Annotated in this window: 13 protein-coding genes and 1 pseudogene; 6 read left to right on the forward strand and 8 right to left on the reverse strand. The window is 39.1% G+C overall.

Going from position 1 to position 13,427, the window contains the following annotated elements:
• A pseudogene (locus IV64_RS14700) lies at window positions 1-547 on the forward strand (hypothetical protein); the annotation flags it as partial.
• A 152-nt stretch (window positions 548-699) separates the two neighbouring features.
• Here the strand turns inward: IV64_RS14700 and IV64_RS14810 are convergent.
• The 5 genes from IV64_RS14810 to IV64_RS11705 all read right to left on the reverse strand — a co-directional run bounded on the left by IV64_RS14810 (window position 700) and on the right by IV64_RS11705 (window position 6,235).
• Window positions 700-789 carry a putative holin-like toxin gene (locus IV64_RS14810; protein ID WP_072672334.1) on the reverse strand — a complete coding sequence of 30 codons (90 nt, stop codon included), beginning with the start codon at window positions 787-789 and terminating at the stop codon, window positions 700-702.
• 164 nt (window positions 790-953) lie between these two features.
• On the reverse strand, window positions 954-1,868 hold the full coding sequence (locus IV64_RS11690) for an SMODS-associated NUDIX domain-containing protein (protein ID WP_057707425.1): 915 nt from the start codon (window positions 1,866-1,868) through the stop codon (window positions 954-956).
• Window positions 1,869-1,882: 14 nt separating this feature from the next.
• Window positions 1,883-3,247, reverse strand: a complete 1,365-nt coding sequence (locus IV64_RS11695; protein ID WP_057707426.1) for a nucleotide-binding domain-containing protein — start codon at window positions 3,245-3,247, stop codon at window positions 1,883-1,885.
• Between the two features lie 1,009 nt (window positions 3,248-4,256).
• Window positions 4,257-5,402, reverse strand: coding sequence for an AAA family ATPase (locus tag IV64_RS11700; protein ID WP_010014585.1), 1,146 nt, complete (start codon window positions 5,400-5,402; stop codon window positions 4,257-4,259).
• Window positions 5,402-6,235: a DUF6414 family protein gene (locus tag IV64_RS11705; protein ID WP_054719984.1), complete on the reverse strand. Its 834-nt coding sequence runs from the start codon at window positions 6,233-6,235 to the stop codon at window positions 5,402-5,404. Before IV64_RS11705 ends, IV64_RS11700 begins: the two co-directional genes overlap by 1 nt.
• A gap of 208 nt (window positions 6,236-6,443) precedes the next feature.
• Between IV64_RS11705 and IV64_RS11710 the strand changes: the two genes are divergently transcribed.
• From IV64_RS11710 to IV64_RS11720, 3 genes are all read left to right on the forward strand, one after another.
• Window positions 6,444-6,803 carry a type II toxin-antitoxin system RelE/ParE family toxin gene (locus tag IV64_RS11710; RefSeq protein ID WP_003589709.1) on the forward strand — a complete coding sequence of 120 codons (360 nt, stop codon included), beginning with the start codon at window positions 6,444-6,446 and terminating at the stop codon, window positions 6,801-6,803.
• Between the two features lies 1 nt (window position 6,804).
• Window positions 6,805-7,083: a helix-turn-helix domain-containing protein gene (locus tag IV64_RS11715; RefSeq protein ID WP_003589707.1), complete on the forward strand. Its 279-nt coding sequence runs from the start codon at window positions 6,805-6,807 to the stop codon at window positions 7,081-7,083.
• Window positions 7,084-7,203: 120 nt separating this feature from the next.
• The gene (locus IV64_RS11720; protein WP_057707427.1) at window positions 7,204-9,969 is read left to right on the forward strand and encodes a DNA methyltransferase; all 2,766 of its coding nucleotides are present in this window, start codon (window positions 7,204-7,206) and stop codon (window positions 9,967-9,969) included.
• A 50-nt stretch (window positions 9,970-10,019) separates the two neighbouring features.
• Here IV64_RS11720 and IV64_RS11725 read toward each other — a convergent pair whose 3' ends face one another.
• The gene (locus tag IV64_RS11725) at window positions 10,020-10,388 is read right to left on the reverse strand and encodes a hypothetical protein (protein ID WP_181073329.1); all 369 of its coding nucleotides are present in this window, start codon (window positions 10,386-10,388) and stop codon (window positions 10,020-10,022) included.
• A 221-nt stretch (window positions 10,389-10,609) separates the two neighbouring features.
• On the opposite strand from IV64_RS11725, the gene IV64_RS11730 reads away from it, so the two are divergent.
• Both IV64_RS11730 and IV64_RS14770 read left to right on the forward strand, forming a co-directional pair.
• Window positions 10,610-11,191, forward strand: coding sequence for a recombinase family protein (locus tag IV64_RS11730; protein ID WP_057707428.1), 582 nt, complete (start codon window positions 10,610-10,612; stop codon window positions 11,189-11,191).
• Window positions 11,192-11,287: 96 nt separating this feature from the next.
• Complete coding sequence (locus IV64_RS14770) at window positions 11,288-11,416, forward strand: hypothetical protein (protein ID WP_263862627.1); 129 nt, start codon at window positions 11,288-11,290, stop codon at window positions 11,414-11,416.
• 103 nt (window positions 11,417-11,519) lie between these two features.
• On the opposite strand, the gene IV64_RS11735 is transcribed toward IV64_RS14770, so the two are convergent.
• A complete protein-coding gene (locus IV64_RS11735; protein WP_034529257.1) occupies window positions 11,520-12,191 on the reverse strand; it encodes an ABC transporter ATP-binding protein in 672 nt (223 codons plus the stop codon).
• A 4-nt stretch (window positions 12,192-12,195) separates the two neighbouring features.
• Window positions 12,196-13,242 carry an ABC transporter permease gene (locus IV64_RS11740; protein ID WP_057707429.1) on the reverse strand — a complete coding sequence of 349 codons (1,047 nt, stop codon included), beginning with the start codon at window positions 13,240-13,242 and terminating at the stop codon, window positions 12,196-12,198.
• Window positions 13,243-13,427 lie beyond the last annotated feature (185 nt).

Raw genomic sequence — 13,427 nt, forward strand, 5'->3', positions numbered from 1 at the left:
CGACAATGCTTTGAAACTAAAGACGTTATATCACGAATATGCGCATAGTCAGTTGCATGGGTTAAAATCAGCCTTTAAAGATCGCCCACGAACCTATCAGGAAACCCAAGCCGAAGCGGTCGCATATGTTGCCATGCAAAATATTGGCGTTGATACCAGTAACTATTCACTCGGTTATGTGGCTACCTGGGCTAAAGATACAGCCGTGATCCATAGTGCTTTAAGTGAAATCCAGCAAGTTAGCAACAAAGTGATTGAGCTTAGTGACGGGTTGACCAAACAATTAGGCTTACAAGAAGCACAAAAAGAGCCCGAGCATGATTTAAAAAAGCTATCAGCTCAGTCACTGAATAAGTCCTATCAAAGCTTGCAACAACAAGTTAAGCAAGCAACGAATCCACAACAAAAATCAGAACTAAAAAATAAATTAAATGATGTACACCAGAAAATCAGTAATCGAACGCAAAAACAGCTGCAAGCATTTGCTAAAAAGAATCCAGAAATTAAACAACCAGATTCTGAACCCGATCAAAGTCTAAAACGTTAGCCAGTTTTTAAAGGGCATGCTATAATGTAATAGAAAAAGGAAGCCCTGCTGAAGACAGGACTTCCCATGCAAGCCGCTTCAAAGGCGGTGGCAGATATTAAAACGACACTAGTTCGCCCTGTAACCTACCAAAGTTACGCAGGGCGGCTTTTTTATTTGTTCCTTTTGTCGATGTATGTTAGCAACGCTAAAATAAACATTGCAAACAGCAACATCAACGAGAGTGTCTGGAAGACGCTCATTGACTATGAAACCTTCCTGAAGATTATTCCATGTTCCCATGGGCCTCACCTCGCAAGGGAAAAGACAGCCACCGCCCTTAAAACTTCTTGCTTAATCTATTATACAGATAAATGGAAAATCAACCAATTATAACTAGAAAATAGGTATCATTTTTTGAAATGACTTACTTGAGTGCAATCTCTATTATGGGGCTGGTTTTCTCTCTCTTACTAAGATTTTCAGTATTTTCAGTTATTATCTTAGGAGTATGAGTTGCAATGTTGTCTGTGAATTTGTTAGTCACAGTTGATACTCCAAAAGACTTTATTTCATCAGAGGTCGCAAAATAATATTTGTCAGATTTTTTATCCATCAAATTTCTAAACAGTTCTTCCTGTTTTTCCGATAATTGAACTTCAAAAACATCTGCTAAAAGTAATTCGTAGTGTTCGAATATACTACCATATTGGATATCAGTCATGTGTCTTCCGCAATACTTATATGATAAATGACTTCCAAACGATTTTTTAGTTAAAATGCCAGTTGAAAATATTTCTTCTTCGAATTCCCTACTAAGGTTTGATCCATTCTCCCTATCCTCAGTAATATCAAATCTTTTTACAAAGGCTCTTAAATATTTATCCTTTACTAATAATCTATAATCATTTTTGGTAGTTTTATTTACTGGCACTCTATCATCATTCTCAATTGACATGCTACTGCTTAAATATTGTGCCTCTTCATTACAAAACTTGTATGCGCCACCTACTGGTTGATATTTACAAGATCGTGTATTGGGGACCAAGAAATACTTTCCATCAACTTTGATTCTAAACAAATACGCAAATGATATTCTTATAATAGTATTTTTTTTCAAAATACCAGCTCTTTCAAGCTTGCGCTGCGATGCTTTCCAGTTATCATTGTCCACCAAATCGACAGAGTACCGAATTAGTTTTGGAAACCAAGCACCAATAAATAGAGTGAGTACTTTATTTATGACTGCAAACGATAAATATTTTTGATCGATTAATGTAGATACAAATATAAGTATTAATAAGATTATACTAAGCCCAACTAGCTTCGCTACTTTTTTCACTTTACTTCCACCACCTATTCTTTTCCAATAGGTATATCTACGTGTCCGATAGCAACACATATGTTATTCTTGATCAAATAACACTCAATATAATGTTGACCACGAAAAATCGTGTTTTCTGTTATCTTTTCGCCCCTGTCCACAATCTGTCCGCGAATATCGTTTCGTTTCACAGATTCTTCACCCACATTTAATACCTTCCATAATATTTTGTCGAATGATGGGCAATTAGTATGCGCTATTTTACACGTTACAGAAAAGTTATGTGGAATGTACTTTGCAAAATGCGAATTTAGATATTTTGCAATGGGCATGGGTCTGATTCCGTTTCCGGATAGCTTACAGTTGATACTAACATCATAATATTCATTGACGAGATATTTATCTTCAATGAACTCCTCCGTATTATTGAATACTCTTTTTGTATCTTCTCCAAGGCTCTTTCTGGTTTCTTGCATGTTTAGCTCTTTCCAGTATGAGTGATTAAAAAAAAGTCCCCAAGCATCAACTGCTTCTGCAAATGTGCAATCTGGATCAAATAAAACATCCAATTTTTTCAATTCATTTTCAAGATGGTTCTTCCAATTTCGCACCCTAGTATAATCTATTTCTCGTGTTACTAATCTTCTTCCATTATCAACTGGAGCATTAACCTCTAGATTAGTATTCAGTCTAGCAACAATCTTTTTCATTGTATAATAAAATAGTTCGTCTGTTCGGGAATAGTTATTGGTAATCGCTTCATCACATAAAACAGTTTGAATTAATCCGCTTGGCATATTTTTCCAAGATTCCCTAGACTTGCAAAACATTTTAGACAATCGAACTATTTTTCTCAGATTGTCATTTGTTTTTGATGCCTCTGTATTAAACCATTCTTCCAACGCCTTAATATGCCTTGTAGACCATTTAGCTCCTGCGTGCTCATAAGTGTACTCATTTCCCAAATGAATTTTAGACCTCTTAAAAATTGCAAAATCAACATGGTAACCATTTGAATATTCCATGCGAACACAACTAGTTTTTACGAGTGGTTCAACTGCAAATTGCCCCATCTTTCTTTTTAATGCATTTTCCAATATGTTTTTGATAGCATAGGGTCCTATTTCGTCAAGATTATCTGACTCAAATACTATTCCAACATCTATGTCGTAATCATTTTCATCATTTTGTACCACAGTATGCATAGCCATGCTGCCTTGTATTCTTTCCTCAGAAATTCTAAAGCCAGTTTTGTTTTCAGCATTGTATTCTGATAAACCAGATTTTAATCTTTTTATATTGGTCTTTCTTTTTTGCCTTAATTCGTTTTGGCTTTTTTCTGGAAGTATAATTTTTGTGTGATAAAACTCATTGAATTTTCTTGAACAATCATACATAGATTTCCCTCTTTTCTAAAATTCATTATCGTCTAAAATTATACTCTGTTAAAAGGGTTTATTTCACGATTCATGTTCTCTGGCTTAAAATGCGTTCAATTATAATTTGTAGCTAGAACTGATGGATAAAAGCGTTTAGAATTGTTGATTCATAAAAGAAGTAGCCACGAAGAAAGAAACCTCGAAGACAACAAATTAAGAATTTGTTGATTCAGGTCAATTTTCTAATCAATTCAAATAAAAGTTAAACGTGTAATCCTCCATTATACAATCTAGCCACTAGGGTATACCCTAGTGGCCAGATTGGTTTAGTCAAATAAAAATTTTAATTGGTTTCTTATAAGTGGGCAAATTACAAGTTTCAATCCAGATGTAATTCGACAAGGCATTGGCGGATACACAGGTTATCTAATCTTTGAATTTACTCAAAAGAATTTATTCGTCTTCGATTCAATTATATACGGTGATGCAATGTACATTTTTGAAGATAACTGGGAAGAAATTTCAAAGCTTACAAAAAAGGAAATCATTCAAAAAGGGCTAGCCAAAGAACGGATAATTCATAATGAATATTGTAAGTCAAAACTAAAAAAACATTTAACATGACAGTATAAAATAAAAGGCGTTCGATATTGAACGTCTTTTATTTTTGAATATTGAATTTTAGAACTTATATCATAGTGTCTTTCACAGGCTTGATCAGAATGCATTCATTGCACTTTTTGCACTTTTCATTTTATTTTTTATTATTTATTGCGTTTTATCTGTTTCCATATTTCCTAATTTTACTGCATTTCGCCTTATATGGCTCACCCAAAATCCAGAGTGGGAATAAAATGCAGGTATCACTTGAAGTGAAAATCTTGATTTGACGGCATTTCAGACGAAGTGAAACGGGTTGAAATAGGTAGAATTTACTTGGTTTCCTGCCAAAATCCTGCCACAAAAAGAGCCATATACTCATAGCAGATTGCTTGAGATATGGCTCTTTTTGTGGGATCGGGCACTACTATTCATCTGAACTTGAGTTAACTGTTATTTGTTGCTCGAGCAACATGGTATATACGTCATTTTCGATAAATGAATCAAGCATGCGAACGTTTGAAAAAATCTGCAAATTTTCTTGATAGTGTTCTTCTAATTTTGAGGCGCTAATAAATTTCTGATCCTCAGGGGTGAGTTCTGACAGAATTCGCTTGAAGGCATTTGAGATGACCGTGGAGATTTCCTCCTTGGTTAGTTTTTCAAATTTAATCTTTTGATCAATTCTTGAATATATTGGAAGGCCCACCGTGGATGCAATAGTTTCCTCATCGTTGAAATTAGACGTTAGGATGAATATGCAACTAGATACATCCACTTTGTAATTGATGTCCTCGAAAATACCCTCATCAAACATTTGATAAAATACGTTATATAAGCTAGGGGACACCTTGTCGAATTCATCGATTAGGACGATGTTTGATTCGCGCGATAGTAAGTCCCTAGCCATGGATGGCCGAGCATGTTCATCACCGAAAACATATTTGAAGGCTTCTTCGGTTTGCATCATTGAAAACTGAATTCGTGTTAACTTACCATGGTAGAAGTTGCTAATATTCTTAGCTAATTCAGTTTTACCTACGCCAGAGGGTCCGTAGAACATCATGACAGTGGGCTTTTTCTGGTGATGGTATGCCGCTTTGTACAATCCTACGCACGATGCGTGTTTAGCATTGTTTTGTCCAATAACTTTTCCGGTTAGTAGCTGAGAGTAAAGTTTTGTGACCTCGGTCGTACTTGGAGAAAAATATGGCGACGTTACTTCAACAATCTCATCCTCATCAAAGTTGGATCTGATAGAGTATTCAACTCGTTTCGGAGGATTCTGAATATACAAGTTTTCGATGTCGTGGCCTAGTAGTACAATATTCGAGAAATTTGAGATTACGTGTTCTGTGACCGATGCAAAGTCATCAGCAAAAATTACCACATTACCAATTTTATCGCGGCTAAATTCGGCATCTTTGTTGCCCATAGTATCGTTGGCGCGGACCGTTACATTATATTGACGAATCAGCTCCATAAATGGTGTGTAATTGTCCTCTACTTGATTTTGATTAAGTAGGGAGCGGAAATCTTTGCTCGATCCGTAGAATAGTTGAATATTTGCCATTAGCGAACCCCCGCTAAAACGACATCGAAAACATCAAGCGATTTTTCGTCGTTAGAATCAGCATCCTGATGGGATTGAGCCTGCTTGGCTAAGCCGCTAAATCCGACTTCGGACTGCTGACTGTCAAGATTGAACTCTGTTTCAAAATCGAGTTGGGATAGCTTTGTTGTACCGACGTGAATAGCATACAGAACTAAGTTCATTTTAGGCAAATCCTGAATACGATAATTGTTCTTAAAAGCATCAATGTTAAAACGAAATACCTTTTGAGTGGTGATGGATTTACCAAATTTTGAATCAGTTTTTTCTCCGACCACTTCGTAGTAACCTTTAGAGTTTCGGATGCCACTGTTCATTTTTGAAATTGCCATGGTAATATCTGGATTGTCGAGCTGTTGATGTCCCTCCATCATCTCTGTTAGGGGCGCTATAGTTGCGAAGTAAGTCATTGAATCCTTCGGAATTGAGAGTGCGTAATCTTCCTTAATATCTAATAATGGCGTTCCCCGTTTTGATTCTGCGGACTCTAAGAAATCATAAAGCAAAGAATTCTCAATGACGGTTCTGGCAATTTTACTTCCGTTGAGAGATCCATTTGCTCCCATCATTGAGTTGATGCCGGCGGATAAGCCAGAGATATGACTCACCAGTTTATTGACTCCGACATCTTCGTCTAGTTGTGCTTTTATGTCAGCATCTGCGCCAATTTTCCCAGTCATAGATCGAATTGTTTCCTCGGTTCTCGTCAGATGTCCTTTTTGACGAACCTGTAATAAATCTACAGCGGAGGTTTCATCAAAGTAGATGATTTTTCGTGGCAGGCTTTTCTTCATGTGTGTTCCGCCTTATCTATATAATTTTTATTGATTCATACGTATTATAGCAGAGTAGAAGGATTTTATGGTCGATTTTCGAACAAACGTTCCCGAACGTGGTGGTCTTTTAATTCACTCATTTAGAGACTAAGAAGTTTTGAAATTTGGATTTTAGAATCTGATAGCATATATTGATACTGTGGCTCGCTAGGTGTATACTAAACACATGGAAAATCCTAAGTTCGAGTTTTACACGCGTCCAAGTGGACACAATGAATTCCAAGAATTCTTAGATAGTTTGAAGCCAGTGGAAAAGCAGAAGCTGGTCACCGTCATTGCCAAGACACAGAAATTTGGTTTGCAAGTGGCGGCGCGCCAAATGTGGATCAGAAAAATATCAGATGGCATCTTTGAGCTTCGGACAACAGGATCGAATATCCAGCGGGGCTTGTACTTTCACGTTGAAGGTCCGCGTTATGTGATTACGCATGGCTTCACGAAGAAGACCCAGAAGACGCCGGTGTCTGAACTTAATCATGCCAAAGAACTCAGGACAGAATACTACGATAATTTGGGAGGTAAGTAACATGGCAAAGAACATTTCTTTTGACGATTATCTCGCTGAACAACTTAAGGACCCTGAATTCAAGGCAGGCTTTGATGCCGAATCTGCCAAACTTGAGAGCGCAGTGGCGTTGATGAGCGAGCGCGAACGCGCCGGTTTGACCCAACGGGAACTAGCCGAGCGGGCAGATGTGCCGCAATCAACGATTGCGCGCATCGAGCATGGCCAGAACACTAGCTTTGATACCATGAGCAAGATTGCCTTTGCACTGGGAAAGAAGCTCAAGGTTGAATTCACTTAGAATATAGCGATGTCCCCATGTTTGTGAGCGTCAGTTTTCGGAACTTCGAGACTGGCGCTTTTCTTTATATGATTGATGCGTGATACTTGAAACATAATACTGACGAATCGAGGCTGTTTCATGAAGGAAGCAGATCAAAAACGAGCCGCCACGGCCTTTGTCAAGCGTTGGCAAGATCGTGGTAATGAACGACAGGATAGTCAGACCTTCTGGTTGGACTTGCTGGAGACTGTCTATGATATTCCTAATCCTGGTGAGTACATCAGTTTTGAAGACCGAGTAATGCTGGATCACACCAGCTTTATTGACGGTTTCATTGACACAACCAAGGTGTTAATTGAACAGAAAGGCCGAAATAAGAGCTTGTTTGACGGCATACGGCAGTCTGACGGCAGTTTGCTGTCTCCATTTGAGCAAGCAAAACGATATTCCGCCAATTTACCGTACTCTAAGCGGCCGCGCTGGATTATCACGAGCAACTTTACCCAGTTCTTCGTGTATGATATGGAGCAACCTAATGGCGAGCCGGCAGTGATCCAGCTTAAGGACTTACCGACTGAGTATTACCGTTTGGACTTTATCGTCGATCAGTTGAATCCGCATCTCGACAAAGAGATGGAAGTTTCAATGCAAGCTGGTGAGTTGGTCGGCAAGATTTACGATGAACTGTTCACGCAGTATCGTGATCCTACTAATGCCAGCAGTCAGCGTAGTATTAACGAGTTGTCTGTACGTCTAGTGTTTTGCTTGTACGCTGAAGATGCTGGCATTTTTGGCCGTCATGGTATGTTTCACGACTATCTCAATGAATTTGAGACGCGGCATCTGCGTACGGCCTTGATAGACCTGTTTCGTGTGCTGGATACGCCAATCGATAAACGCGACCCATATCTGGAAGAAAAGTTGGCTGAGTTTCCGTATGTGAATGGCGGAATGTTTACTAATGAGGAAGTTGAGATTCCACAATTCACCGATTCGTTGCGCGCTTTGATTCTAGATCAAGCCAGCAAGGAGTTTGACTGGTCTGAGATCAGCCCAACAATTTTTGGTGCGGTGTTTGAGAGTACCTTGAACCCAGACACGCGACGTGAAGGTGGCATGCACTATACCTCGATTGCAAATATTCATAAAGTCATTGATCCAATGTTCCTAGACGGTCTCCGAAATGAGCTGACTGAAATCAAGCAAATTAAGCAACGTAAGACCATGATTCAGCGCGCGACAGATTTTCAAGCCCGGCTCGGTAAGTTGCGTTTCTTTGATCCAGCGTGTGGGTCAGGTAACTTTCTGACTGAAACCTATTTGTCATTGCGGAAGCTCGAAAACCAGGTTATCAGCTTGATTTACGGGAATGAAAGCATGTTGGCAGTTGATGACGATTTGGTCAAGGTGTCCATTCAACAGTTTTATGGTATTGAAATCAATGACTTTGCGGTGTCCGTCGGCAAGACAGCGCTGTGGATTGCTGAATCGCAGATGATGGAAGAAACGGCGGCGATTGTTTACGCGAATATGGACTTTTTGCCATTGAAGACGTACACCAACATCACAGAGGGCAATGCCATCCGTCTCGATTGGGAAACGGTAGTCGGCGGCGAGAGAATTACTTACATCATTGGTAATCCACCATTTTATGGTCACGAAAAGCGGACACGCGCGCAAGCAGCGGACATGGATATTGCTTTCCATGATTTTACCAAGTATGGCAAGCTGGATTATGTGGCGGCGTGGTACAACAAAGCGGCTGACTTCATTCAAGGTAAGACGACCGAGGTCGCCTTTGTTTCAACTAACTCGATCACGCAAGGTGAGCAAGCGCCAACGCTTTGGCCAAAACTATTCGAGAAGGGCATTGAAATTCAATTCGCCTATCGGACATTCCGCTGGAGCAGTGAAGCCAAGGAGAAGGCGCAAGTTCATGTGGTTATCATTGGGTTCACCGGCTACCCGCGCAAGGAGAAGAAGCGTCTGTTTGAAGGCGGCCAGATGAAGCTGGTTGACCACATCAATGCGTACCTTACTGAGGGAGCGAATGTTTACCCACAACCTCGGCGAAAGATTAGCGTGTCTGGTTCTCAGTTTCCAATGATGTCGCAGGGTAGTAAACCAGTTGATGGGGGTAACTTGATTCTTTCTCCAAAGGAACGGGCGGCGTTAATTAAGCAGTACCCGCAGACAGAAAGTTATATACGACGTTATGTTGGCTCCAGAGACTTTATCAATAATGTTGAGCGGTACTGCATTTGGTTAAAGGGTGTATCACCAAGTCAATTTCGTTCTGTTCCACCAATTATGGAACGGTTAGCGGCCGTCACCGAAGCAAGATTGAAAAGTCCTACACTGTCAGTTAAAGCATTGGCGGAAATGCCCATGTTATTCACTGAAATTCGTCAACCGGATTCAAACTATCTAGCGGTCCCTGAGGTTTCGAGCGAAAACCGACGTTATGTGCCGATGGGGTGGATGTCTCCAGCGGTTATTGCCAGCAACAAGCTGTATCTCGTTCCGAATGCCAGTCTGTATATGTTCGGTGTGATGACTTCTAATGTGCATATGGCGTGGATGCGTGCGGTTGCTGGTAGAATGAAGAGCGATTACAGTTACTCGCCAACCGTCTATGCAAATTTTCCGTGGCCAGAAGTTGATGATAAGCAAAAGGCGCAGATTGAACAAACAGCCCAGGGGATTCTCGATGCCCGTAAACTTTACCCGGATAGTAGCTTAGCTGATCTCTATGATCCGTTGGCGACAGTTCCTGAACTGCGCAAAGCCCACCAAGATAATGATCGAGCCGTTATGCGGACATATGGGCTGACAATTAAAGGCACCACCGAGAGTGATACCGTCGCCATGCTGTTTGAACGTTATCGGCAACTGACCAAGTAGAATTGCGATAAAAAGGACTACCCGTTTAGATTGGGTAGCCCAGAGTGTTTCTATTTAGCCTGCGGGGCAACTAATTCAATCTTTTCAGCCTTGTAGTAGATTGGGTTGCCGACCATGCTTGGTTCTAAACCGGTAAAGCGGCATTTCACGCTGTCACGTTTCATGATTTCCGCGTTGTTGATTGGACAGTCGAGACCAGCAACTGTGATCTGAGTGGACTTCTTACGATGTTCACCTTCTAGAATCGTGACGGAATACTTATAGCCGACAATTTCATCCGTGTTGAATTTCCGCGGTGTACCATCATTGCCCATGATTTTGTTGCCAGAATCATCAAGGCGTTCTTCAGTTGCCATTTTAGGGGTGACTTCGTCTAGTTCAAAGATGTTGCCGATCTTGGAGTAGTCGAAATCGCGCATGCTTAACATTTTAGCCATGGTAGATTGTAAAATTATTTGGGTCTAGAATTTTTGGTGTTGGAAAGTATTTCCATTCCAAAAGTACTAGGCCCTAATTTAAAAAGCCATTGATAATGGATCAAAAGCGACCAATAGGGTATACCCTAATGGCCTTTTTTGATTCTGTGCTATACTAGGAATTACAAATGTTCATTAGAACTGTCCAAAAGGAAGTGCTGACAATGGCTAAAATTGGTTATGCTCGCGTGAGTTCCAAGGAACAACATTTAGATCGGCAGCTAGCTGTTTTAAAGGGCGTTGATAAGCTATTCACAGATAAATTGAGTGGGGCCAACACCAATCGACCAGAACTGCAAAAAATGCTCGCCTATGTTCGCGAGGGTGATATTGTCCTGGTCACTGAATTAGATCGCTTAGGCCGAAACAACCAGGACTTAACTAAGATCATGAACACCATTCAAAATAAGGGGGCCACCCTAGATGTGTTAAACTTGCCGTCCATGACAGGGATTGCGGATCCTAATTTACGCCAGCTCATGACGAATCTCATTATTGAACTGTATAAATATCAAGCTGAAAGCGAACGTAAGCGGATCATTGAACGGCAGCAACAAGGGATTGCCCTCGCTAAACAGCAGGGTAAATATCATGGTCGGAAATCTCAATATGCCGAAGATGATCCCCGTTTACTACATGCTTTTAAACTTTACCAGACGGGCATGAGTGATGTAGATGTTGCCCGTAATACCGGGATTAAACGGACAACCTTTATCAGATACCGAAAAAAATTCGATGTGCATTGAACCGGTTTACATGAGATAATCAGAATAGATTAGAAGCCCTGAAACAGGCGTAAAATAACAAATGCTTAAAAATGATGCTACTGGAAGTTGGTCGCATTGATTACTCACGTCATGAATGCGAAGAACGTGCGGACAACCGTACATGCCAAGAAACATAACCGACGAGAGCAACAAGAAACCTACATCCAAGAAAATGTGCTGAACCGTCAATTTCCAGTTGTCTAATTAACTGACTAAAAATAGTCCAATTTATTGACTTCTGAGCATTTAGATGTGGTATTAGATATTCATAAATTTAATATGTTTTCAAGTAAAATTAAGACAGTAGCTAATTTATCATTTGCATCTTACCATCAATTATCTGATAAACTTTGTCTGCCGTATTTTTTAACCTTAAGTCATGAGTAACTACAATAATAATTTTATTTCTCTTATGTGCTAAATCTCTGAGTAACTCGATTACTTTCATAGATCTATCCGTATCTAAGGCGGCTGTGGGTTCATCCGCTAAGATATAGTCAGGATCAGTGTATAATGCTCTAGCAATTGCCACACGTTGCTTTTGTCCACCAGAAAGTTGATTAGGATATTTTTTTAGGAGTTCTAAAAGTCCTAAATCAGATAGAAGTTCATGCATTTTTTGTTCAGTTAAATTTTGTTTTTTTAGTTTATCTACTAATTTAAACTGTTCTTCAACCGTTAAAAATGGAACTAAGTTATAAGATTGTAAAACAAATCCTATTTTTTCCAATCTTAATTTTGTTTGCTGTTTTTCGGATAAACTTTTAATTGTGCTGTCATTTATTTTTACGTCACCCTCAGTTGGTGTCTGCAGCCCGCCGGCTATAGTCAAAAATGTAGTTTTTCCTGATCCTGATGGCCCTACAACTAAAATAAGCTGACCACTTTCTGCTTTAAAATTAATATTTTCCAGCGCTACGTACTTACTACTCCCTTCTCCAAAAACTTTTGTCACCGATTCAAAAATTAGATTTGACATGAAATTAACCTCCAATAATTTTGTAAGGATCAACTTTGGCGATTTGACGAATAGGTATCAGTGCACCTAACAAGGACATAATAATAATACCGATTCCAGTTACAATAATATTACTTTTATCGATGACAATGGGTACCTCGCTGGGTAACGTAATAGCTGTTATTTCACCTAATATAATGGCTATAATAACGCCAATAACTGAAATAATAAATGATTGAAATAACGTACTCAAAATAAGATATTGCGTTGAGACTCCTTGCGCCTTCAAGACACCTAAGTTGGGTAATTTTTGAACAGTCAGAATATACAAGAAAATTGAAATAACAATTAGAATAATAATATACAAAAAAGCAATCATGAAGTCGAATGTGAGTTGTTGTGCGCTATATCCAGGTAATTTTTTAATAAATGAGCTAATGCTCAATTGATTGGTCCCTTTTGGTATTTTTGAATTCTTTAACTTATTCTTGAATACCACAGCATTTGTTACACCTTTATTCAGTGGTTGAATAGTGTCTGGTGAAATATAAACCACGGGAAGAGCACTTAAAGTTGCCCTGGGTGTAAAACCTGTAATTTTAATCCTCAATGATGAATTAGCAACTAACAAGTGGTCACCGATTTTGAATCCATCACTTTTGAATTTATCCGATACGACGCCGGCATTGTTTCGGATATTTTTACTACCACTTGTTATTTTCAATTTTTTAAATATGAACGATTTGGAATCAAGACCTACTAATTGAGTATTCTCTTTTAATCCATTTTCTGATTTTACAAGTGTACTATACTGTGAAATTCTGGTTCCATTATTGGGTAAACTAGCAACCTCATCCTGTGAAAGAAAAGATTGTTGTAAACGTCCTTCAGAATCACTATTTAAGACAATACTTGAAGCATCCCACTCGTTAATTGCCGCTTTGTTTAGGTTAGCTAAACCAGTGGCTAAACCAGTAAGAATAATCAAAAGATAACTTACTAAAAATATAAGTGCCACTATTAGGCTATAACGCAATTTTTCATGTAGCATCTCTTTAATAGCTAAAAACATAATAATCTCCTTTTATTAATTCTATTTATTTTAATATATCACTTAATGTGTTTTGAAAAGGTTTTTAATAGTAATAGTAATTTTTCTTGGGGTGTCACATATACTCTTTTTGATAAATCAACGAAGTTATTTGGTAGATTGTAAAATTAATCCGAACGCTGTTCGGACAAAAAAGATCAGCTTCC

This window comes from Lactiplantibacillus xiangfangensis (assembly GCF_001438845.1).
Lineage (GTDB): Bacteria > Bacillota > Bacilli > Lactobacillales > Lactobacillaceae > Lactiplantibacillus > Lactiplantibacillus xiangfangensis.